We start from the raw sequence: 18,979 nt of genomic DNA, 5'->3' as shown, positions 1-18,979 counted from the left end.
CGGCTCATACCTCGGTGAGAGCCTGCCTGATGTCGCCGTCGCCGGGTGCCAGGACCGCGGCCCTGAGCAGGTCGTCGCGGGCTTGGTCCGGGTGTCCCGAGGCCCGGTGCACCACCGACCTGTTGAACAGCAGCTCGGCCGTCTCCTCGCGTTTGAGGGCGCTCGTCAGGTCGGCCAGGGCCGCGCCGTGGTCGCCGAGCTCGAAGGCCAGCTCGGCCCGCCCCGCCCAGGCCGCGACCAGATCGGGGTCGAGCTCCAGGGCCCGGTCGAAGGCGGCGCGCGCCGCCGGGTGGCGCGCCTCGGCCAGCTCGACCTGGCCGAGCACGCACAGCAGGTGCGGGTCGCGCGGCGCGAGCCGCAGCCCCCGCTCGACGTCCCGCCGGGCCTCGGCGTACGCGCCGGCCGCCGCGCTCAGCCCGGACCTGTTCACGTACGCGGGCGCGAACTCGGGGTCCAGCTCCAGCGTGTGATCCAGGTCGGCGCGGGCGCCCGCGAGGTCGCCCGCCGCGTAACGCAGCTCGGACCGGTTGTAGTACGCCTCGGGAAAGGGCGGGCTGAGCCGCATGACGGTCTCGTAGTCGGCCAGCGCCTCGTCGTCGCGGCCCAGCTTGTGCAGCAGGTTGCCCCGGTCGAGGTAGTAGTCGGGATAGCCGGGGTCGGCCTCGACCGCCCGCGTGTAGTCGGCCAGCGCCTCCTCCGCCCGGCCCGTCATGGCCAGGAGCTGGCCCCTGTTGGCGTGGAGCACGAGCTTGTGGATCGGATGCTCGGCCGGCAGGTCTGCCTCGGCCAGGTCGATGGCCTGCTGCACCAGCTCCATCGCGGCGGCGGGCCGGCCCCTGCGGACCTCGACCAGGGCCTTGCCGTTGAGGTCGAAGCCGAGGTGGAAGGCCCGCTCCCGTGGGTCGGGCAGCAGCGACGTGATCGTGATCGCCTCGTTGATCCAGGCCAGCGCCTGCTCGGGGTCGCGCCGCGCGGGGTCGTGGTGGCGTACGAGGATCATGGCGGTGGCGTAGGCGATGGTGGCGCGGTGTCTGGGGTCGGTGCTCTCGCGCCTGGCGCGGTCGTAGAGCTCGCGGGCCTCGTCCTCGCGCTCGATGGCCTCCAGCGAGGCGGCTACGCGCTGCAGGAGCTGCCGCCGGCGCGGCGGGTCGGCGTCGTACGCCATGCCGCGCAGCGCCTCCAGGCCCGACTCTGCCATCGCGTGGTGAAAACCCTCGTCGCGGTAGCGGTCGAAGTCGGCCGGCAACGCCCCGGCCGACGGTGCCTGCGGGCCCTCGTCGATCCGCAGCAGGCGGGGGTCGAGCCGGCGCCGCAGCACGGCGACGAGCTCGGTGTCGGTGGGGTCGGCGGCGTCGAGGTTCGTCACGGTCACGGCGAGAGGGCCCGCGCGGTCGAGGTGGTCACGGACGAACTCGGCCAGCCCGTTGGCGATCCTGAGGCTGCGCCGGGCGGCGGGGATGAGGATGCGCTGTGCGCGGGGGAGGTCGTCGGCCAGTGAGCGCCTGCGCGCCGGGACGACGTCGCGGAGTTTCGGCCCGGCCGTCCGGATCTCGACGTCATGCGCGGCGACCAGCTCGGGATGCCGTGCCAGGGCGGCCGGGACGAGATGGCCGAGCAGCGCGGCGGCGAAGGTGTAGGGGCCGCCGATCCGGCGGTCCGCGTCCAGCATGATCGTGTCCACACGACCCCATTTCCGTGGTCAGGCGAGGGCCGGCGCCCGCGATCAGGCGCCGGCCTGGTGCGTCAGGTGCCGTGCCTCGGCGCTGCCGCGGCGGTCGGCTTCACAGTTCCTGGCCGGTGAACAACGATCTTCTTCATGGATGCCCCTTCGTCGTTGAATGGAACCGAGCACTCAGGTTGATGACCGGTACATGTCAGCACACAGAAAAGACATCGATCAATGCTTATCTGGTAAGGGGTATTTCAGGACCAATTACGGCCATGCCGGAAATTGTCCTCAGTCGCCGAGTATCGCGTCCACGAAGACCTCGGGGTCGAACGGCGCCAGATCGTCGGGCCCCTCGCCCAGCCCCACGAGCTTGACCGGCACCCCCAGCTCCCGCTGCACCGAGATCACGATGCCGCCCTTGGCGGTGCCGTCGAGCTTGGTCAGCGCGATGCCGGTGATGTTGACCACCTCGGCGAACACCTGGGCCTGGCGCATGCCGTTCTGGCCGGTGGTGGCGTCGAGGACGAGCAGCACCTCGTCGACCGTGGCCTTCTTCTCGATGACCCGCTTGACCTTGCCCAGCTCGTCCATGAGGCCGGTCTTGGTGTGCAGGCGGCCGGCGGTGTCGACGATGACGACGTCGACCTTCTCCTCCATGCCCCTGGCGACAGCGTCGAAGGCCACGGAGGCCGGGTCGCCACCCTCGGGACCGCGCACCGTGTCGGCGCCGACCCGCTCTCCCCAGGTCTGGAGCTGGTCGGCGGCGGCCGCGCGGAAGGTGTCGGCCGCGCCGAGCACGACCTTCTTGCCGTCGCCGACGAGGGAACGCGCGAGCTTGCCCGTGGTGGTGGTCTTGCCGGTGCCGTTGACGCCCACGACGAGCACCACCGCGGGCCGTTCGCCGTGTTTGCGCACGTGCAACGTGCGGTCGAGATCGGGGTCGACCTGCCCGAGCAACTGCTCGCGCAGCAGGCCGCGCACCTCCGCGGGCGTGCGGCTGCCCAGCACCTTGACCTTGGTGCGCAGCTCCTCGACCATGATCTGGGTCGGCGCGACGCCCACGTCGGCCGTGATCAGGCTCTCCTCGATCTCGTCCCACACCTCGTCGTCGAGCCGGTCGCGGGAGAGCAGCTCCAGCAGCCCGCGGCCGAGGGCGCTCTGCGAGCGCGCCAGCCGCGAGCGCAGCCGCACCATCCGGCCCGCGGACGGCGGCGGCACCTCGACCTCGGGCTCCACCACGACGGGCTCGGCCGGCTTGGCCGGCGGCGGCAGCGTGGTGGTCGCGCCCTCGCCCTCCTCGCCCGTGCCCGCGGGCCGCTTCTCCTCGGGAAGCACGGGAGCCTCGGGCGGCTTGACCGGCGGAGGCGCTTTCCGGCCAGGCCGGAAGAGCAGGAAAAGACCGCCGGCCGCCAGCAGGGCGACGACGGCCACGATCACGATGACGCCGAGGTAACCATCCACAGATGTCAGTTTTCCAGATCGACCGCCATGGTCATGCCCAAGGCCACGCCCATCAGGCCGACTCGCGCTCTCTCAGTCGCTGGCTGACCACCTGTGTCACGCCGTCGCCGCGCATCGACACGCCGTAGAGGGCGTCGGCGATCTCCATCGTACGCTTGTTGTGGGTAATCACGATGAGCTGCGAGCTCTGCCGCAACTCCTCGAACAACGTCAGCAGGCGCTGCGTGTTGGTGTCGTCGAGCGCGGCCTCGACCTCGTCCATCACGTAGAACGGCGACGGCCGCGCCTTGAAGATGGAGATCAGGAACGCCACCGCCGTCAGCGAGCGCTCGCCGCCCGACAGCAGCGACAGCCGCTTGACCTTCTTGCCCGGCGGCCTGGCCTCGACCTCGATGCCGGTGGTCAGCATGTCGGCCGGCTCGGTGAGCACCAGCCGGCCCTCGCCCCCAGGGAAGACCCTGGTGAAGATCTGCTCGAACTCCCTGGCCACGTCGTCGTACGCCGAGGCGAACATCTGCTCCACCCGGTCGTCGACCTCCTTGACCACCGTCAGCAGGTCGCGCCTGGTCTTCTTGAGGTCTTCGAGCTGCGAGGTCAGGAACGCGTGCCGCTCCTCCAGCGCCGCGAACTCCTCCAGCGCCAGCGGGTTGACCTTGCCGAGCTGGTTCATCTGCCGCTCGGCCGCCTTGGCGCGCCTCTCCTGCTCCTCGCGGACGTACGGCACGGGCGGGTCACCGGGCACCGGGGCGTCGGGGCCGTACTCGGAGATCAGCGACTCGACCTCGACGCCGAACTCCTCCAGCGCCCGCTGCTCCATCTGCTCCAGCCGCAGGCGCTGCTCGGTGCGGGCCACCTCGCTGCCGTGCACCCGGTTGACCAGCTTGTCCAGCTCCTGGCCGAGCTCGCGTACGCGCAGGCGCACCTGCTTGAGCTCGGCGTCGACCGCGACCCTGGTGAGGTCGGCCTCGTCGCGTTCCCCGGCGGCCAGCTGGATGGAGGTCGCCAGCGCCTCGAGCACCCGCCTGGCGCCCTTGCTGACGGCCTCGGCCACGGCGGCCTGCCGCCTGCGCCTGGCGCGCTGGGCGGCCGCCTGGGCGCGTTCCTGGCGCTCGCGCTGGGCGGCGCGCAGCAGGCCGTCGGCGCGGCCCTCGATGCCCTTGACGCGCTCTTCAGCGGTGCGCACCTGCAGGCGGGTGTCCATCTCGCGCTGCCTGGCGGCCTCGCAGGCGCTCGCCAGCTCGTCGCGGCCGTCGGTGGTGGGCTCCGACTCCAGCTCCTGGGCGTATTCGGCCTCGGCCAGCCGGATCTCCAGCTCGGCCAGCTCTTCCAGGCCCTCCGCGCGGGCCTCTTCCGCCTTGGTGACGCTCCTGGCCAGGCGCTCGGCCTCGGCCCGGGCGGCGCCGGCGGCGGCCTCGAGCTGGGCCAGCTGCCTGGCGGCCGCGGCGTTGCGCTGGTCGGCCTCCCGCTGGCGGCTCCTGACCTGGTCGAGCGTGCCCTGCGCGGCGCTCACGCCGGCCTGGGCGGTCGTGACGGCGGTCTGGGCCTCGCTGACGCGGGCCTGCGCGGCCTCCAGGGCCGTCTGGGCCGCCTGCTCCTGGCCGACCGCCTCGTCGAGGGCGCGGGCGGTCTCCTCCGCCCTGCCCTCGGCCTCCTCCAGGTCCTTGACCGCCTCGTCGAGGGCCGCGCGCACCTGGAGCACGGAGGTGCCGCCGTCGGACCCGCCATCGGCGACGTACGCGCCCACCAGGTCGCCGTGCGTGGTGACGGCCCGCAGGCCGGGATGGCGCTCGACCAGCTCGCGCGCGGCCGCCAGATCGTGGACGACCGCCACGCCGGCCAGCACGTGGTCGAGGGCCGGACGGAGATGGTCGGGCACCGTGACGAGGTCGGCCACCCAGCGGCTGCCGTCGGGAGCACTCCCCCGCCGCCGCGCCGCCACGCCCGCCACCCCGGATCCCTGACCGGACAGGACCGCCGTCCCGGACACGCCCGCGGACCCCTGGCCGGACGCGTCCGCCACCCCGGATCCCTGACCGGGCGCCTCCGGGGCTCCGGGGCCGGCTGCGGGCTCCAGGCCGGGCCGGGCCGGTGGGAGCTGGTCGGCGGCGCGGGCGACGAGGAGCGTGGCCTGGCCCTTGCCCTGGGCACGGAGCAGGTCGATGGCCTCGACGGCGGTGTCGAGGGTTTTCACGGTGATCGCCTCGGCGACGGGACCGAGCACGGCCGCCACGGCCGGCTCCGCCCCCGGCGTGACCTGCATGGCGGCCGCCAGCGGGCCGAGCACCCCGGCGAGGCCGGCGTCCAGCAGGGCCGCGCCGCCGTCGCCCTTGGCCAGCCCCAGCTCCAGCGCCTCCTTGCGCGCGGCCAGCGCGGCCACCGAACGCTGGGCCTCCTGGTCGGCGGCGCGGGCCGTGACCACGGCCGACTTCGCGGCCTGCAGGGCGGCCCGCGGCGCGTCGAGGCAGGACTTGGCCTCCTCGGCCGCCGCCCGCGCCTCGTCGGCGACCGCCGCGGCCTCCTCGACCACGGCCTGCGCCGTGGCCAGCTCCTCGGCCAGCGCGGGGTCGGCGGCGGGCTCCTCCAGCCGCCGCGCCTCCAGGTCTTCCGTGGCCTGGCTCTCGCGCTCGGTCGCGTCGGCCACCGCCGCCTGGAGCCTGCCGATCTCCTCCTCGGCGGCCCTGGCCCTGCTGCGTACGGAATCGACCTGGCCGCGCAGCTTGGCCAGCCCTTCTCGGCGGTCGGCGGCGGCCCTGGCGGCCATCGCGAGCCGCTGCTCCTCCGCGTTGAGCTCGGCCTCGGACTCGGAGCGCCGCTCGACGGCCGCCTCCAGGAGCTCGTGCGCGTGTTCGAGCTCGGCCCTGAGGATCAGCTCCTGCTCGCGGGCCCCGGCCGCCTCGCGCTCCAGCTCCTCCGGGTCGCGGCCCCTGCGCTCGATGGCGGCGGCGTCGAGCGCGTGCCGGTGGCGTTCGGCGGCGAGTTGTTCCAGGCCGGTGATGCGCTCGCGCAGGGACGAGAGCCTGAAGTAGGTCTCCTGAGCGGCGGCCAGCCGGGGCTGCGCCTCCGCCTCGGCGGCCTCCAGTGCGGCCTCGCGCTGCTGGCCTTCCGCCAGCTCGATCTCGACCTGGTGGCGCCTGGCCGTGATCGCGGCCTCGTCGGCGGCCTCGCGCTCCAGGGTGGCACGCAGCGTGCCGACGTCGTCGGCCAGCAGCCGGAGCCTGGCGTCACGCAGGTCGGCCTGGATGACGGCGGCCTTGCGGGCGATCTCCGCCTGGCGGCCCAGCGGCTTGAGCTGGCGGCGCAGCTCGGTGGTGAGGTCCTGCACGCGGGTCAGGTTGGCCTGCATGGCGTCGAGCTTGCGCAGCGCCTTTTCCTTGCGCTTGCGGTGTTTGAGCACGCCGGCGGCCTCTTCGATGAACGCCCGCCGATCCTCGGGCCCGGCGTGCAGCACGGCGTCGAGCTGGCCCTGCCCGACGATGACGTGCATCTCGCGGCCGATGCCCGAGTCGGACAGCAGCTCCTGGATGTCGAGCAGGCGGCAGGTGTCGCCGTTGATCGCGTATTCGCTCTGCCCCGACCTGAACATCAGCCGGCTGATCGTGACCTCGGTGTAGTCGATCGGCAGCGCGCCGTCGCTGTTGTCGATGGTCAGCGTCACCTCGGCGCGCCCGAGCGGGGGCCTGGAGGAGGTGCCGGCGAAGATGACGTCCTCCATCTTGCCGCCGCGCAGCGACTTGGCGCTGTGCTCGCCCATGACCCAGGCCAGGGCGTCGACGACGTTGGACTTGCCCGAGCCGTTGGGGCCGACGACGCAGGTGATGCCGGGCTCGAACCGCAGGGCGGTCGCAGAGGCGAAGGACTTGAAGCCGCGCAGGGTGAGGGTCTTCAAATACAAGCGCGGCCCCCTTCTCCCTAGACGACTGCGGAAAAGACTACTGGTCCCCGATGCGCCTCGCGGGCGCATGCCGTCGGAACCGGCGCGACCAGGGCAAAGGAAGCTTTCCGAGCAGGGGAAAATAACAAGGGACGCCTCTTCGAGACGTCCCTGGGTCTTGCGCTCCGATCACTCTCAGGTGAGTGCCGGCTCGCGCTCTTGCATGCGGCTTAGTGCCTCGTCGCGGGTTTGCGCCGCAAGAGCGTCATTCGTGGCCTGAAGTCGGATGAGTTCTGCCTCCAGATCCCGGATACGCTGCTGCAGGCGGCGCATTTCCGAGACCATTCGAGGGTCAGGACCGCCGACGTGGCCGAGTAGAGCCTTCGCCATGGTAAAGGGTCCTCCACGCTGAGTGACCAGACTGGTTCGCGCACTTCTATTCCGCGGGAGGGGTGCGCGTGGTACTTAACAAGAGTCGCACCGGCAGTGTGGGCGGTCAAGTCGATCGAACCGCTGAGCCCTACTGATGGGCACTCCCGACATACAACTATACCCCATTTGGGGGGTTTAAGGGAAGTCGCTATCGCTCCACAAAACCGCCCAAACTACCTCGTGGTTCGCTCCAACGTTCCACTACTCCATCGACCCTGCCCGGCGTGTCGCAACCTCTGAGCAGCTCCAGCAGCTTGACGCACGCCGACCGCGGCCCCTCGGCGACCACCTCCACCCGGCCGTCCTCGGTGTTGCGCGCCCATCCCGCCAGTCCGAGCTCGAGCGCCCTGGCCCGGGTCCACCAGCGGAACCCCACACCCTGGACCCTCCCCCGCACCCAGGCGGTCACCCGGACGCTCTCTGATTTTTCAGTATTTTTCGTGTTCTCCGACATCTGGTCTCCCGTGTGGTCTCACGCCACCAGGGCCTCCGACCCGAGCGCGTGCCGGGCCGCCGCGTCGCGGAACGCCCGGATCGCCGCCGTCTCGGCCGCCCGCGCCCAGGCCAGACCCAGGATCGACGGCGGCAGGCCGGCGACGGGGACGAAGCTCACGTCGGGGCGCCTGTGGTGGGCGGCCGTGGGGGCGCAGAACAGCATGCCGCCCCGGCCGAGCGCCACCTGGGTCAGGCCCTCCTGGCTCGTGGTCACCGTACCCGCCAGGGGAATCGGACGTCCGGAAGGGGTCACGGACGGTGCCACGCGTTCCCGCCAGGCACGCGGTGCGGGACCGTCCAGGCCGATCAGCGGCAGGCCCGCCAGTTCCTCCACGCCGATGCTCGCCCGGCCGGCCAGGGGGTGGCGGGCGGAGACGCCCAGCTCGTACGACACCCTGTTCAGGCCCCCGCTCACCGCCAGGTCGGGCTCGTCCACCGGCAGCAGCGTGAACGCGATGTCCACCTGTCCGGCCCGCAGCCTGCCGAACGGGTCGGACAGCGGGATCTCCACCAGCTCCACCTCGCACCCGGGGTGGCGGCTCTCGAAGGCGCGTACGCTGCCCGTGACCACATCCGTGGGCGTGGCCAGGAACCCCACCCTGAGCACACCCGTCACCTCGCGGGCGGCCGCCTTCGCCCGGCTCACGGCCGTGGCCAGCCCTGCGTACGCGGGAGTCAGGTCGGCCAGGAAACGTTCGCCGAGCGGCGTCAGGCGCACCCGCCTGCTGGTCCGCTGGAAGAGCCGGCCGCCGATCCTGGTCTCCAGCGAGCGCATGAGCTGGCTCACCCGGCCCGGCGACAGGTAGAGGCGCTCGGCCGTACGCGCGAAGTGCAGCTCCTCGCTGAGCACGACGAAGCACTCCAGCTCCCTGAACTCCATCTCCACCTCCACCGATTACTTAGCCTGCCTAAACCAAGCTTTCGGCCTTCGTCATTGTTCCCGCCCGCGGGCGCCAGGAGGCTGAGCGGCATGACAATGACCGATGTACGCGCCTCCACCCAGGCGCGATGGCTGGCCGTGACCTCGGTCGCGGTCGGCACCTTCACCATCGTGACCAGCGAGATGCTGCCCGTCGGGCTGCTGACCTCGATCGCCTCCGACCTCCGCGTCTCCGACGGCACGGCCGGGCTGATGATGACGGCCCCAGGGCTGGTCGCGGCGGTCGCCGCACCCCTGCTGGCGGTGACCACCCGGCGGGTCGACCGGCGGGTCACGCTGCTGGGGCTGATGGCGTTGCTGGCGGTGGCCAACCTGGCGGGCGCCTTCGCCCAGAGCCATGTCGTCATGATGGCCGCCCGGGTGCTCACCGGGGTGAGCATCGGCGGCTTCTGGGCGTTCGCGGCCGGCCTGGCACCCCGGCTGGTGCCCGGCCGGTCGGTCGGACGGGCCACGTCGATCATCTTGTCCGGGGTGTCGGTGGCGGCGGTGCTGGGGGTGCCGGCGGCCACGTTCGTGTCGTCGTTCGCGGGGTGGCGCAGCGCGTTCATCGCCATGGGCGCGGTGGCGCTGGTCCTGCTCGCCGTACTGGCCGCCACCCTGCCGCCGCTGCCCGGCGACCCGCCGCCGTCCGAGGACGGCCCCGCCGCCCCTGTCCGGCCGCGGAACGACCGCGCGCCCGCCCAGGACGCCCTCACGACCGCTCAGAGCCACCCTGCCGACCGGAACGCCCTCCAGGACACGCAGAGCCCTCTCGCCGGCCAGGACGTCCGCACGGCCGCACAGAGCCTTCCCGGCGGCCAGGACACCCGCACGGCCGCACAGAGCCTTCCCGGCGGCCAGGACACCCCCGCACCGGCGAGGGACGCCGCGGGCGCCCGCCGGCCGGACGCGCGGCCGGCGTGGCTCTCACGGCCGCTCAAGCTCGTGCTCGTGCTGACCGTCCTCCTCGTGTCCGGCCACTTCGCGGCCTACACCTACGTCCGGCCGTTCATGGAGCAGATCTCGCACGCCGGTCCGGCCCTCATCAGCACCGCGCTCCTCGTGTACGGCGCCGCCGGCGTGGCGGGCAACTTCGCCTCGGGCGCGCTGGCCGCCAGGAGCCCCAGGCCGGTGCTGATCGCGCTGGCCGCGCTCATGGCCCTGGCCACGGCGGCGCTGCCGGTGATCGGGCTGCCCCTGGCCGTGCTCGTGGTGTGGGGCCTGGGCTACGGCGGCGTGGGCGTCGCCCTCCAGCTGTGGATCATGCGGGAGGGCGGCGGCGAGCTCGGCACGGCGCTGTTCGTCAGCGCCTTCAACGTCTCCATCGCGATCGGCGCGTTCGCCGGCGGCCGGGTGGTCGACGGCGTCTCGATCACCGCGGTGATGTGGCTGGCGGCAGGCCTGGCCGCACTGGGCGCGGTCGTCGCTGGCATCTGGGGCAGGAGTAGGACGACCGGTTCATGAACGCCTCACGCCGGATCGGGGTGCCGCAGCGCGAGCACGGCAGATCGCGCCGGCCGTAGGCCTCCAGGGAACGCTCGAAGTAGCCGCTGTCGCCGTTGACGTCGACGTAGAGGCTGTCGAACGACGTGCCGCCCTGCTGGAGGGCGGCGGCCATCACCGTGCGGACGGCGGCGAGCAGTTCGGCGATCTTGGGCCTGGTGAGCGTCTCCGTGGGGCGGGCCCAGTGGAGCCGGGCGATCCACAGGGCCTCGTCGGCGTAGATGTTGCCGACGCCGCTGACCAGCGACTGGTCGAGCAGGGCCCGCTTGATCTCGGTGCGCCTGGCCCTGAGCCTGCGGGTGAACTCCTCCTCGTCGAACGCCGCCTCGAACGGGTCGGGCGCGATGTGGGCGATCGGCTCGGGCACGCCGCCGGCCAGGGCGGTGAGCATGACGTGGCCGAACGTACGCTGGTCGACGAAGCGCAGGTCGGGGCCGCCGTCCTCGAAGCGGAGGCGTACTCTGAGGTGTTTCTCCGGCGGCGCGTCACCGTCGACCACCAGCAGCTGGCCGCTCATCCCCAGGTGGGCCATGAGCGCCTCTTCGGCGCCCGACAGCGGCAACCACAGATATTTGCCGCGGCGCTCGGCCGACAGCAGCCTGCGGCCCTTCAGCCGCGCGGTGAACTCGTCAGGGCCGGGCATGTGACGCCTGATCGCGCGGGGGTGCAGCACCTCCGCCGAGGCGATCTCACGGCCGATGACCCATTGTGCGAGACCGCGCCTGACGACCTCGACCTCGGGCAGCTCGGGCATCATGTACCTCGCCCTCTGGACGCTGGACTGTCACCTTGTGGAAACCCCGGGCGCGGACACGGAGGTCAGCTCGCGGGCTGGCTCTCCCGCTGCTCCCTGCGGGCCCTGATGCGCGTCCACGCCGCCTCGGCCGCCTGCTGCTCGGCCTCCTTCTTGCTGCGCCCGGTGCCCGAGCCGTAGGACTCCCCGCCGACCCGCACCATCGCCGTGAACGACTTGGCGTGGTCGGGGCCGCTCTCCTCGACATGGTATTCGGGCACGCCGAGCGCCTCGGAGGCGGTCAGCTCCTGCAAGGACGTCTTCCAGTCGAGCCCCGCGCCCAGCGACGCCGAACGCACGATCAGCGGGTCGAACAGCAGGTGCACCACCCGGAACGCCTCGTCGAGGCCCTTGTCGACATAGACGGCGCCGATCAGCGCCTCGAGGGTGTCGGCCAGGATGGACGACTTGTCGCGCCCGCCCGTGCCCTCCTCGCCCCTGCCGAGCCGCAGGAAGCGGCCCAGCCCGAGCCCGCGGGCCACGTCGGCCAGCGCCCGCATGTTGACCACCGCGGCGCGCAGCTTCGCCAGCTGGCCCTCGGGCAGGTCAGGATGGTTGCGGTAGAGGGTGTCGGTGACCACCAGGCCCAGCACCGAGTCGCCCAGGAACTCCAGGCGCTCGTTGGTGGGCAGGCCGCCGTTCTCGTACGCGTAGGAGCGGTGCGTCAGCGCCCGCTCGAGAATTCCGGGGTCGAGGGCGACCGCCAGGACCCGCTCCAGCTCGTCTCTGGCGACCTCCACGGCCACCGGCTTAGGACCTGCGCCCACGTGCTTCCTCCTCGGACATCTTCACATGGCGCGCCGACTGCGGAAGATGCCCGAAAACGTGGTGGGCGTCGGGGTAACGCGTAGCCCCGGCGTCCACCACGGCCGCGGGCGAACCGCCGCCGCACGCATCTGAGACGGTAACGCCGACCGAGGCACAATGGCACCCGGTCGGCATCACGTCAATCAGGCGGACGGCTCGATGACCTGACGACGGTTGTAGGTGCCGCAGGTGGGGCACGCGATGTGCGGCTGCTTCGGCGAACGGCACTGCGGGCAGCTCACCAGGGCGACAGCAGTCGTCTTCCACTGGGAGCGACGGGCGCGGGTGTTGCTCCGCGACATCTTTCGCTTCGGGACGGCCACGTCACTTCTCCTGATCGTTATCGTTCTCGGAAATCAGACCTTGCAACGACGCCCAGCGGGCGTCGATCTTCTCGTGCCGGTGATCCGCGCCGGCCTCGGCCAGCTTGATCCCGCACTCCGCGCAGAGCCCTTCGCAGTCATCACCGCACACCGGGCTCAACGGCAGTGCGAGCACCACCGCGTCGCGGAAGGTCGGCTCGAGGTCGAGCAGCTCCCCGTCGAGCAGTGAATCCTCCTCCGAGGCGTCCTCGTCGGAGTAGAAGAACAGCTCCTGCAAGTTGACCTCGACATCCGAGGTGACAGGGTCGAGGCACCGCGCGCACTCCCCGGCGAGCGGGGCCTGCGCCGTGCCTGAGACGAGCACGCCTTCCATCACTGCTTCGAGCCGGAGATCCAGCTCGACTTCGGCGTCTTTGGGGACACCGATCATGTCGACGCCGAGATCTGCCGGTGCCGGGAGTGACAGGGTCATCTGCCTCATCGTGCCCGGCCGCTTTCCCAGGTCGTGAGTGGAGATCACCCATGGGGAGCGGGGGTCGAGGTGCTGAGTCATCCTGCTCTCGCTAGGCATGGCGAAAACCGTCGCCGTCGTACAAGGCCGAATAGAAAGAATAGCAGGCCTGCGGGGGCACGCCGCCCGCAGACCCTCCCAGAGGCACCTCGCTGCGGCGCTCAGCCCCTGAGACGCTCGATGAGCAGCTTGTGCACCAGATCCGGCACGAGGCCCGACACGTCTCCACCGTATCGGGCGATCTCCTTCACCCTGCTGGAGGAGAGGAACGAGTATTCGGGGTTGGTCGGCATGAACAGCGTCTCGACCCCCGACAGGCGGTAGTTGAGCTGCGCCATCTGCAGCTCGTAGTCGAAGTCGCTGACCACCCTGATGCCCTTGACGATGGCGGGGATGTCGTGCTGCCTGCAGAAGTCGACCAGCAGGCCATGGAACTTCTCGACTTTGACGTTCGGATAGTCCTTGGTCACGGTCTGCAGGATGTCGATCCGTTCGTCAACCGTGAACAGGCTGCTCTTCTCGACGTTGATGAGAACGGCCACGGTCACCTCGTCGTACAGCCGCGCGGACCGGCCGATGATGTCGAGGTGGCCATTGGTGATGGGGTCGAACGACCCCGGGCAGACTACGCGGCGCAAGACGCCTCCCAGGTCTACGGGCAGGTCTACGGGTTCCCGGCGGCGCGACCGTACCAAACGGACGCTTCACCATATCGACGGACCCTCTCCTCAACGTAGCCTTCCGGCCACATAAGGGCCTTTCCCCTGCTTTCCCGCTCGAACGCCACCAACGCCTCATCTGCCAGCCAGCCGTTGTCGCGCAGCGACTCCAGAACCCGCTCCACCTCGCCGTCGGACGTGGCGTAGGGCGGGTCGGCGAACACGATGTCATACGGCTCATCCGGCGCTTTCCCGAGCACCCGCGTCACCTTGTCGGCCACCACGTGGGCGCCGTCGAGGCCGAGCGACTCGACGTTGGCCCTGATCGTCCTGACAGCCCTGGCATCGGACTCGACGAGCAGGGCCACGGCCGCGCCCCTGGACAACGCCTCCAACCCGACCGCGCCCGAACCGGCGTACAGGTCGATCACCCGGGCGTCGCGGATCCCGTGAAGGGAGTCGAGCGTCAAGAGGATCCCTTCTCGCGCCCTGTCGCTGGTCGGTCTCGTCCCGCGCCCCGGCGGCACGGCCAGGCGCCTGCCACCTGCGATGCCTGCGATGATCCGCGTCATGTGACCCATTGTTCCGTATGTTCGCGCAGGTCAAGGATGCACAAGTGTCTGCCTCAAGTACGCAAGGGTGATTCACATCGGGGGGATCGGCCCGCATGATGAGTTCTGCGGCCTTCAAGGTGACCCACATGAAGGCCGACCGGCGTGATCGTGAGCCCTTCCGCACGCCGGTTCCCTCGGCACCTGACCCGAGGGTGGGCCCAGCCGGGGACGGCATTCGGGGGGAGGCCGTCCCCGCGGCTGGGCCTTTTACATGATCATCTGCACCGGCGACCGCCCGAGGCGGCGCGTCAGGTCTTCTCCAGGTATTCCGCCCGCTCGTCGGCCAGCAGCCGTTCGATCTCCGCACGCAAACCCTCGTGGGACGCGAGCTCAGGGTCGCGGGCCAGCAGCGCGCCGGCCTCCTCCCTGGCCGTGGCGATGACGTCCTCGTCGCGGAGCAGTTGCAGCAGTTTCAGCGAGGAGCGCTTGCCCGACTGCGCCGCGCCCAGGACGTCGCCCTCCCGCCGCTGCTCCAGGTCGACCCGTGACAGCTCGAACCCGTCGAGCGTCGCGGCCACCGCGTCGAGGCGGGCGCGGGCCGGCGTGCCCTCGGAGAAGTCGGAGACCAGGAGGCACAGGCCGGGCAGGCCGCCCCGGCCGACGCGGCCGCGCAGCTGGTGGAGCTGGGAGACGCCGAAGCGGTCGGCGTCCATGATGATCATGACGGAGGAGTTGGGCACATCGACTCCGACCTCGATGACCGTGGTGGCCACCAGGACGTCGAGCTCGCCCCGCGTGAAGGCGCGCATGAGCGCGTCCTTCTCCTCCGGGGGCAGCTTGCCGTGCAGCGTGCCGACCCGCAGGTCGTGGAAGGGTCCCTCGGACAGGAGCTTGGCCACGTCGAGCACCGCGAGCGGCGGGCGGCGCTCCTCGTCGGCGGGGGTCGCCAGATCGCCCTCGTCGCCCTCCAGGTCGCCGATGCGGGGGCACACGATGTAGGCCTGCCGCCCCAGCGCCACCTCCTCCCTGACCCGCTCCCAGGTGCGTTCGAGGTAGTGGGGCTTCTCGGCGGCCGGAACGACGTGGGTGGTGATGGGGGCACGACCCGACGGGAGCTGGGACAACGTCGAGACCTCCAGGTCGCCGAAGACCGTCATCGCGACCGTGCGCGGGATCGGCGTGGCCGTCATCACCAGGACGTGCGGGCGCGTCCCGCCCGCCTTCTCGCGCAGCGCGTCGCGCTGCTCCACCCCGAACCGGTGCTGCTCGTCGACCACGACCAGCCCGAGGTCGGCGAACTGGACGTGCTCCTGCAGCAGCGCGTGCGTGCCGACCACGATGCCCGCCGTGCCGGAGGCGGCGTCGAGCAGCGCGGAACGGCGGGCCGCGGCGCCCATCGAGCCGGTCAGCAGGGTGACGGCCGTCCCCCCGAACATGCCGCCCTGCGCCAGGTCGCCCAGCATGGTGGTGATCGAGCGGTGGTGCTGCTGGGCGAGCACCTCGGTGGGCGCGAGCAGCGCCGCCTGGCCGCCCGCGTCGACCACTTGGAGCATCGCGCGCAGCGCCACCACCGTCTTGCCCGCGCCGACCTCTCCCTGCAGGAGCCGGTGCATCGGATGCTCCAGCGCGAGGTCGGCGGCGATCTCCTCGCCGACCTTCGCCTGCCCCTCCGTCAGCGAGAACGGCAGCCGCGCGTCGAAGTCGTCGAGCATGCCGCCGGACCGCCTGGGCCTGGACCTGGCGGGCCAGGCGGTGGCCGCCTGCCGCCTCTGGAGCAGCACCGCCTGCAGCACGAACGCCTCGTCGAACTTGAGCCGCTTGCGGGCCCTGCCGACCTCGGCGAAGTCTCTCGGCCGGTGGATGGCCACGAGCGCCTCGCCCAGATCCTGCAGACCGTGGCGGGCCCGCAGCTCGGCGGGCAGCGGATCCTCGAGCGGGCCCAGCGTGTCGAGCACGACGCCCACCGCGCGCCTGATCGCCCACGGCGTCAGGTCCTTGCCCGCCGGGTAGATCGGCACCGGCGCTGCCGCGAACTCCTCCGCGCTCGCCTCACCCTCCTCGAACAGCTCGAACTCCGGGTGAGCGAGCTGCCAGCGCGGCTTGGCCCGCGCGCCGAACAACCCCACCTTGCCGGCGAACATCCCGCGCCGCCCCGGCTTGAGCCGCGACTCGGCCACGTGGGAGCCCTTGCCGAAGAACGACAGGTAGAGCCGGTTGCCGTTGCCGTCGACGATCTCGACCTCCAGCCAGGTGCCGCCCCGGTTGCGCATGGGCTTGCGCATCAGCCTGGTCACCTCGCCGACCACCGTGACGTGCTCGTCGACCGCGAGCGCGTCGAGCGAGGTCAGCTCGCCGCGCTCGGCATAGCGGCGCGGATAGTGGCGCAGCAGGTCACCGACCGTCTCCAGGCCGAGCACGCTGTGCAGCAGCTTGGCGGTCTTCGGGTCGAGGGCCTTCGTCAGAGGCTCGTCGAAACGGCTCACGGCACTTAGTTCTACCGCCTGAGGCCGACAGGAATCCCCTCCTGAGCCGCCCGCGTGCCGCTCGGACGGCCTTCACCGGGAATCCGGGCCCACACGGACCGCGCCCGCCGGGTCCTCCGGCCTCCGACCCGGCGAGCACTCCCGCGGGACGGCGCCCGCCGTCATTCCACGCCGACCAGGAGCGGGTAACTGCCTCGCTCGCCGTCATTCCACCCCGACGAGAAGCGGGCAACCGCCGTGCTCGCCGTCATTCCATGCCCTGCTCGCCGTCACTCCACCCCGATGAGGAGCGGGTAGCCGCCCTGCTCGCCGTCGTACACGACGAGGTCGACGTCGGGGCGCGTACGCCTGAGATGGTCCTCGACGCGGCCGGCGAGGCCGGCGGGCGCCTGCGCGCCCGTGACCAGGGTGACCAGCTCGCCGCCGCCCGCCACCATCCGGTCCACGACCGTGGTGGCCACGTGGTCGATCGTGTCGCCGATCACGGCCACGTCCCCGTCGATCAGGCCGAGCACGTCACCGGGGCGGCACAACCCCGCGCTGGTGAACGCCTCCCTGTCGGCCACCGTCACGTGACCGCGCCGCGTGTGGCCCGCCGCGTCCGTCATCGCGACCACGTCGTCGTCGAAACGGCGCAGCGGATCGTGTACGGCCAGCGCCGCCAGCCCCTGCACGGTGGCTTCCGTGGGCAGCACGCTGATCGTGGCGCCGTCCTCGCGGGCGATCTCCGCGGCCGCGGCGGCGACCGCCCTGACGCCCTCGTCGTTCGGCAGGACGGCCACCTCGCCGCCCGCCTGCCTGATCGCGGCCAGCATGGCGGGCAGCGTGGGCCTGGCGCCGGGGGCGCGCCGCACCACGACCGCGCCGCACTCCTCGAACAGCGCCGCGATCCCGTCACCCGCGGCCACCGCCACCACGCCCCTGCCCGCGCCGCCGCGGTGGGTGCGTTCGGCCAGGTACGTGATCCGGATCCGGTGCGGCCTGCCCGCCCGCAGCCCCGCCTCGACCGCCGGGCCCGCCTCGGCCACGTGGACGTGCACGTTCCACAGTCCCTCGCCGCCGACCACGACCAGCGAGTCGCCCATGGCGTCGAGCTCCTCGCGCAGCGTGCGCACCGCGCGGTCACCGGCGTCCAGCAGGTACATCACCTCGTATCCCGCCCCCACCTCCGCCATCGGTGCCACCCGCGCGGTCGGCGCGGGAACGTCGTAGTGGCCGGCGGACGAGCCGGTGATCACGGAGGCGAGCGTCTCGAGCACGATCGCCGCACCGGCGCCGCCCGCGTCCACGACGCCGCTGCGGGCCAGCACATCGAGCTGGCCGGTCGTCCGGCGCAGCGCGACCCTGGCCTCCTCCGCCGCCTGCCGCGCCACCGCCTCCAGGTCTCCGCCGTCGGTGTCCTGGACGGCTCTGGCGGCGGACTCCAGCACGCTCAGCACCGTGCCCTCGACCGGCCTGGCCACCGCCTCCCTGGCCAGCGTGGCGGCCCTGAGCAGCCCGGCGCGCAGGTCGGGACCGTCCTTCAGCACCTCGGCGAGACCGCGCAGCGCCTGGCTGACGATCACCCCGGAGTTGCCGCGCGCCCCGACGAGGGCGCCGTACGAGAGGGTCTGCCACACCACTGCCGCGTCCACGTCGTCGGGCAGCGACTCGACGGCCTCGGCCGCCGACAGCATGGTCAGGTGCAGGTTGGTGCCGGTGTCGCCGTCGGCGACGGGGAACACGTTGAGCGCGTCGATCTCCGTCCTGGCCTGGCCCAGCGCGTCGGCTGCCAGGCGGGCCCAGCGGCGCACGGCGGGCGGGTCGAGGATCTTCATGCCGGCCCTCCGACCTCCCCGATGCGCTACGGTTGTGCGAGGAGAATATCGCCGCATCGGACCCGGTCCAGTGCTCTGGTTCGCGCCCATCGGGGTGGATCGGATATTCTCGTCTGGCTGGCCGGTTGTCCCGGCATGCCCTCCGCCCGGAATTCATCCGCGGACAGGGCTACATCGACTGTTTTAAGGAGCGATACCGTGGCTTCCGTCTGCGATGTCTGCCGCAAGGGGCCGACGTTCGGCAACAACGTGTCACACTCCCACCGCCGCACCCGCCGTCGTTGGAACCCCAACATCCAGACGGTCCGCGCGGTCGTCGGCGGCACGCCGAAGAAGCTGAACGTGTGCACCTCGTGCATCAAGGCGGGCAAGGTCACCCGCTAGTCCGCACGTCTCACGAAGCCCGTCCGTTCCCGAGGGAACCGGCGGGCTTTCGTCATCCCCGCCCTCGTGACGCTCGTCGCCTGCCGCCTCACCTCCGAAGCGCCTCACCGGGGCCCGAGGAACGCTTGGGCGGGTCGGTAAGGCGCGGGCCACGGCGAAGCCCTTGAGGGCCGGTCAGGACGCGACGCACGCCTCTGGGAGCCGGTGGGGGCGTGACGTGCGGCGTCAGGAGAGCCCGGCGCGGAACGCGACACGGCCCGAGAAGAGCCCGACGCACGCCCCGAGGGAAGCCCCGTGA

At 71.8% G+C, this 18,979-nt stretch carries 16 protein-coding genes; 2 read left to right on the top strand and 14 right to left on the bottom strand.

What is annotated here, in order from left to right; all coding sequences use genetic code 11:
- Positions 1 to 4 precede the first annotated feature (4 nt).
- The 6 genes from E1292_RS10505 to E1292_RS10480 all read right to left on the bottom strand — a co-directional run bounded on the left by E1292_RS10505 (position 5) and on the right by E1292_RS10480 (position 8,808).
- Entirely contained in the window at positions 5 to 1,681 is a 1,677-nt protein-coding gene (locus E1292_RS10505; RefSeq protein ID WP_132594490.1) for a tetratricopeptide repeat protein, read from the bottom strand.
- A gap of 276 nt (positions 1,682 to 1,957) precedes the next feature.
- Positions 1,958 to 3,130, bottom strand: a complete 1,173-nt coding sequence (ftsY, locus tag E1292_RS10500) for a signal recognition particle-docking protein FtsY (protein ID WP_132594488.1) — start codon at positions 3,128 to 3,130, stop codon at positions 1,958 to 1,960.
- A 52-nt stretch (positions 3,131 to 3,182) separates the two neighbouring features.
- Positions 3,183 to 7,022 (bottom strand): SMC hinge domain-related protein, encoded by a 3,840-nt coding sequence (locus E1292_RS10495; protein ID WP_132594486.1) that lies wholly within the window; start codon positions 7,020 to 7,022, stop codon positions 3,183 to 3,185.
- 174 nt (positions 7,023 to 7,196) lie between these two features.
- Positions 7,197 to 7,391: a hypothetical protein gene (locus E1292_RS53585; protein WP_090938435.1), complete on the bottom strand. Its 195-nt coding sequence runs from the start codon at positions 7,389 to 7,391 to the stop codon at positions 7,197 to 7,199.
- Between the two features lie 190 nt (positions 7,392 to 7,581).
- Positions 7,582 to 7,887: an acylphosphatase gene (locus E1292_RS10485; RefSeq protein ID WP_132594484.1), complete on the bottom strand. Its 306-nt coding sequence runs from the start codon at positions 7,885 to 7,887 to the stop codon at positions 7,582 to 7,584.
- Positions 7,888 to 7,905: 18 nt separating this feature from the next.
- Entirely contained in the window at positions 7,906 to 8,808 is a 903-nt protein-coding gene (locus E1292_RS10480; protein WP_132594482.1) for a LysR family transcriptional regulator, read from the bottom strand.
- Positions 8,809 to 8,898: 90 nt separating this feature from the next.
- Between E1292_RS10480 and E1292_RS10475 the strand changes: the two genes are divergently transcribed.
- Positions 8,899 to 10,311 carry an MFS transporter gene (locus E1292_RS10475; protein ID WP_246090038.1) on the top strand — a complete coding sequence of 471 codons (1,413 nt, stop codon included), beginning with the start codon at positions 8,899 to 8,901 and terminating at the stop codon, positions 10,309 to 10,311.
- Here the strand turns inward: E1292_RS10475 and mutM are convergent.
- The 8 genes from mutM to E1292_RS10435 all read right to left on the bottom strand — a co-directional run bounded on the left by mutM (position 10,220) and on the right by E1292_RS10435 (position 18,297).
- On the bottom strand, positions 10,220 to 11,104 hold the full coding sequence (gene mutM, locus E1292_RS10470; RefSeq protein WP_132594539.1) for a bifunctional DNA-formamidopyrimidine glycosylase/DNA-(apurinic or apyrimidinic site) lyase: 885 nt from the start codon (positions 11,102 to 11,104) through the stop codon (positions 10,220 to 10,222). The genes E1292_RS10475 and mutM overlap by 92 nt on opposite strands.
- Before the next feature lie 65 nt (positions 11,105 to 11,169).
- Complete coding sequence (rnc, locus tag E1292_RS10465; RefSeq protein ID WP_132503635.1) at positions 11,170 to 11,889, bottom strand: ribonuclease III; 720 nt, start codon at positions 11,887 to 11,889, stop codon at positions 11,170 to 11,172.
- A 204-nt stretch (positions 11,890 to 12,093) separates the two neighbouring features.
- Positions 12,094 to 12,273 (bottom strand): 50S ribosomal protein L32, encoded by a 180-nt coding sequence (rpmF, locus tag E1292_RS10460; protein ID WP_033409409.1) that lies wholly within the window; start codon positions 12,271 to 12,273, stop codon positions 12,094 to 12,096.
- Between the two features lies 1 nt (position 12,274).
- The gene (locus E1292_RS10455) at positions 12,275 to 12,844 is read right to left on the bottom strand and encodes a YceD family protein (protein ID WP_439331882.1); all 570 of its coding nucleotides are present in this window, start codon (positions 12,842 to 12,844) and stop codon (positions 12,275 to 12,277) included.
- Positions 12,845 to 12,945: 101 nt separating this feature from the next.
- Positions 12,946 to 13,422, bottom strand: a complete 477-nt coding sequence (gene coaD, locus E1292_RS10450) for a pantetheine-phosphate adenylyltransferase (protein ID WP_132503575.1) — start codon at positions 13,420 to 13,422, stop codon at positions 12,946 to 12,948.
- Between the two features lie 26 nt (positions 13,423 to 13,448).
- Positions 13,449 to 14,015, bottom strand: coding sequence for a 16S rRNA (guanine(966)-N(2))-methyltransferase RsmD (gene rsmD / locus E1292_RS10445; RefSeq protein ID WP_132594478.1), 567 nt, complete (start codon positions 14,013 to 14,015; stop codon positions 13,449 to 13,451).
- Between the two features lie 290 nt (positions 14,016 to 14,305).
- Complete coding sequence (gene recG / locus E1292_RS10440; RefSeq protein WP_132594475.1) at positions 14,306 to 16,480, bottom strand: ATP-dependent DNA helicase RecG; 2,175 nt, start codon at positions 16,478 to 16,480, stop codon at positions 14,306 to 14,308.
- Between the two features lie 269 nt (positions 16,481 to 16,749).
- Positions 16,750 to 18,297 (bottom strand): DAK2 domain-containing protein, encoded by a 1,548-nt coding sequence (locus E1292_RS10435; RefSeq protein WP_132594473.1) that lies wholly within the window; start codon positions 18,295 to 18,297, stop codon positions 16,750 to 16,752.
- A 198-nt stretch (positions 18,298 to 18,495) separates the two neighbouring features.
- Here E1292_RS10435 and rpmB point away from each other — a divergent pair, with 198 nt between their 5' ends.
- Positions 18,496 to 18,681 (top strand): 50S ribosomal protein L28, encoded by a 186-nt coding sequence (gene rpmB / locus E1292_RS10430; protein ID WP_043618345.1) that lies wholly within the window; start codon positions 18,496 to 18,498, stop codon positions 18,679 to 18,681.
- The last annotated feature ends 298 nt before the right edge of the window (positions 18,682 to 18,979 follow it).

Source organism: Nonomuraea deserti (assembly GCF_004348685.1).
GTDB classification, from domain to species: domain Bacteria; phylum Actinomycetota; class Actinomycetes; order Streptosporangiales; family Streptosporangiaceae; genus Nonomuraea; species Nonomuraea deserti.
The sequence above is the reverse complement of the archived record's forward strand: the minus strand, read 5'-3'. Positions and strand labels throughout refer to the sequence as shown.

Excerpts from the sequence above, each read along its gene's own strand:
- E1292_RS10475 (WP_246090038.1), top strand. The coding sequence starts at position 8,899 with ATGACAATGACCGATGTACGCGCCTCCACCCAGGCGCGATGGCTGGCC.
- E1292_RS53585 (WP_090938435.1), bottom strand. The coding sequence starts at position 7,391 with ATGGCGAAGGCTCTACTCGGCCACGTCGGCGGTCCTGACCCTCGAATG.
- E1292_RS10435 (WP_132594473.1), bottom strand. The coding sequence starts at position 18,297 with ATGAAGATCCTCGACCCGCCCGCCGTGCGCCGCTGGGCCCGCCTGGCA.
- E1292_RS10480 (WP_132594482.1), bottom strand. The coding sequence starts at position 8,808 with ATGGAGTTCAGGGAGCTGGAGTGCTTCGTCGTGCTCAGCGAGGAGCTG.
- E1292_RS10485 (WP_132594484.1), bottom strand. The coding sequence starts at position 7,887 with ATGTCGGAGAACACGAAAAATACTGAAAAATCAGAGAGCGTCCGGGTG.
- E1292_RS10455 (WP_439331882.1), bottom strand. The coding sequence starts at position 12,844 with ATGCCTAGCGAGAGCAGGATGACTCAGCACCTCGACCCCCGCTCCCCA.
- mutM (WP_132594539.1), bottom strand. The coding sequence starts at position 11,104 with ATGCCCGAGCTGCCCGAGGTCGAGGTCGTCAGGCGCGGTCTCGCACAA.
- rsmD (WP_132594478.1), bottom strand. The coding sequence starts at position 14,015 with ATGACGCGGATCATCGCAGGCATCGCAGGTGGCAGGCGCCTGGCCGTG.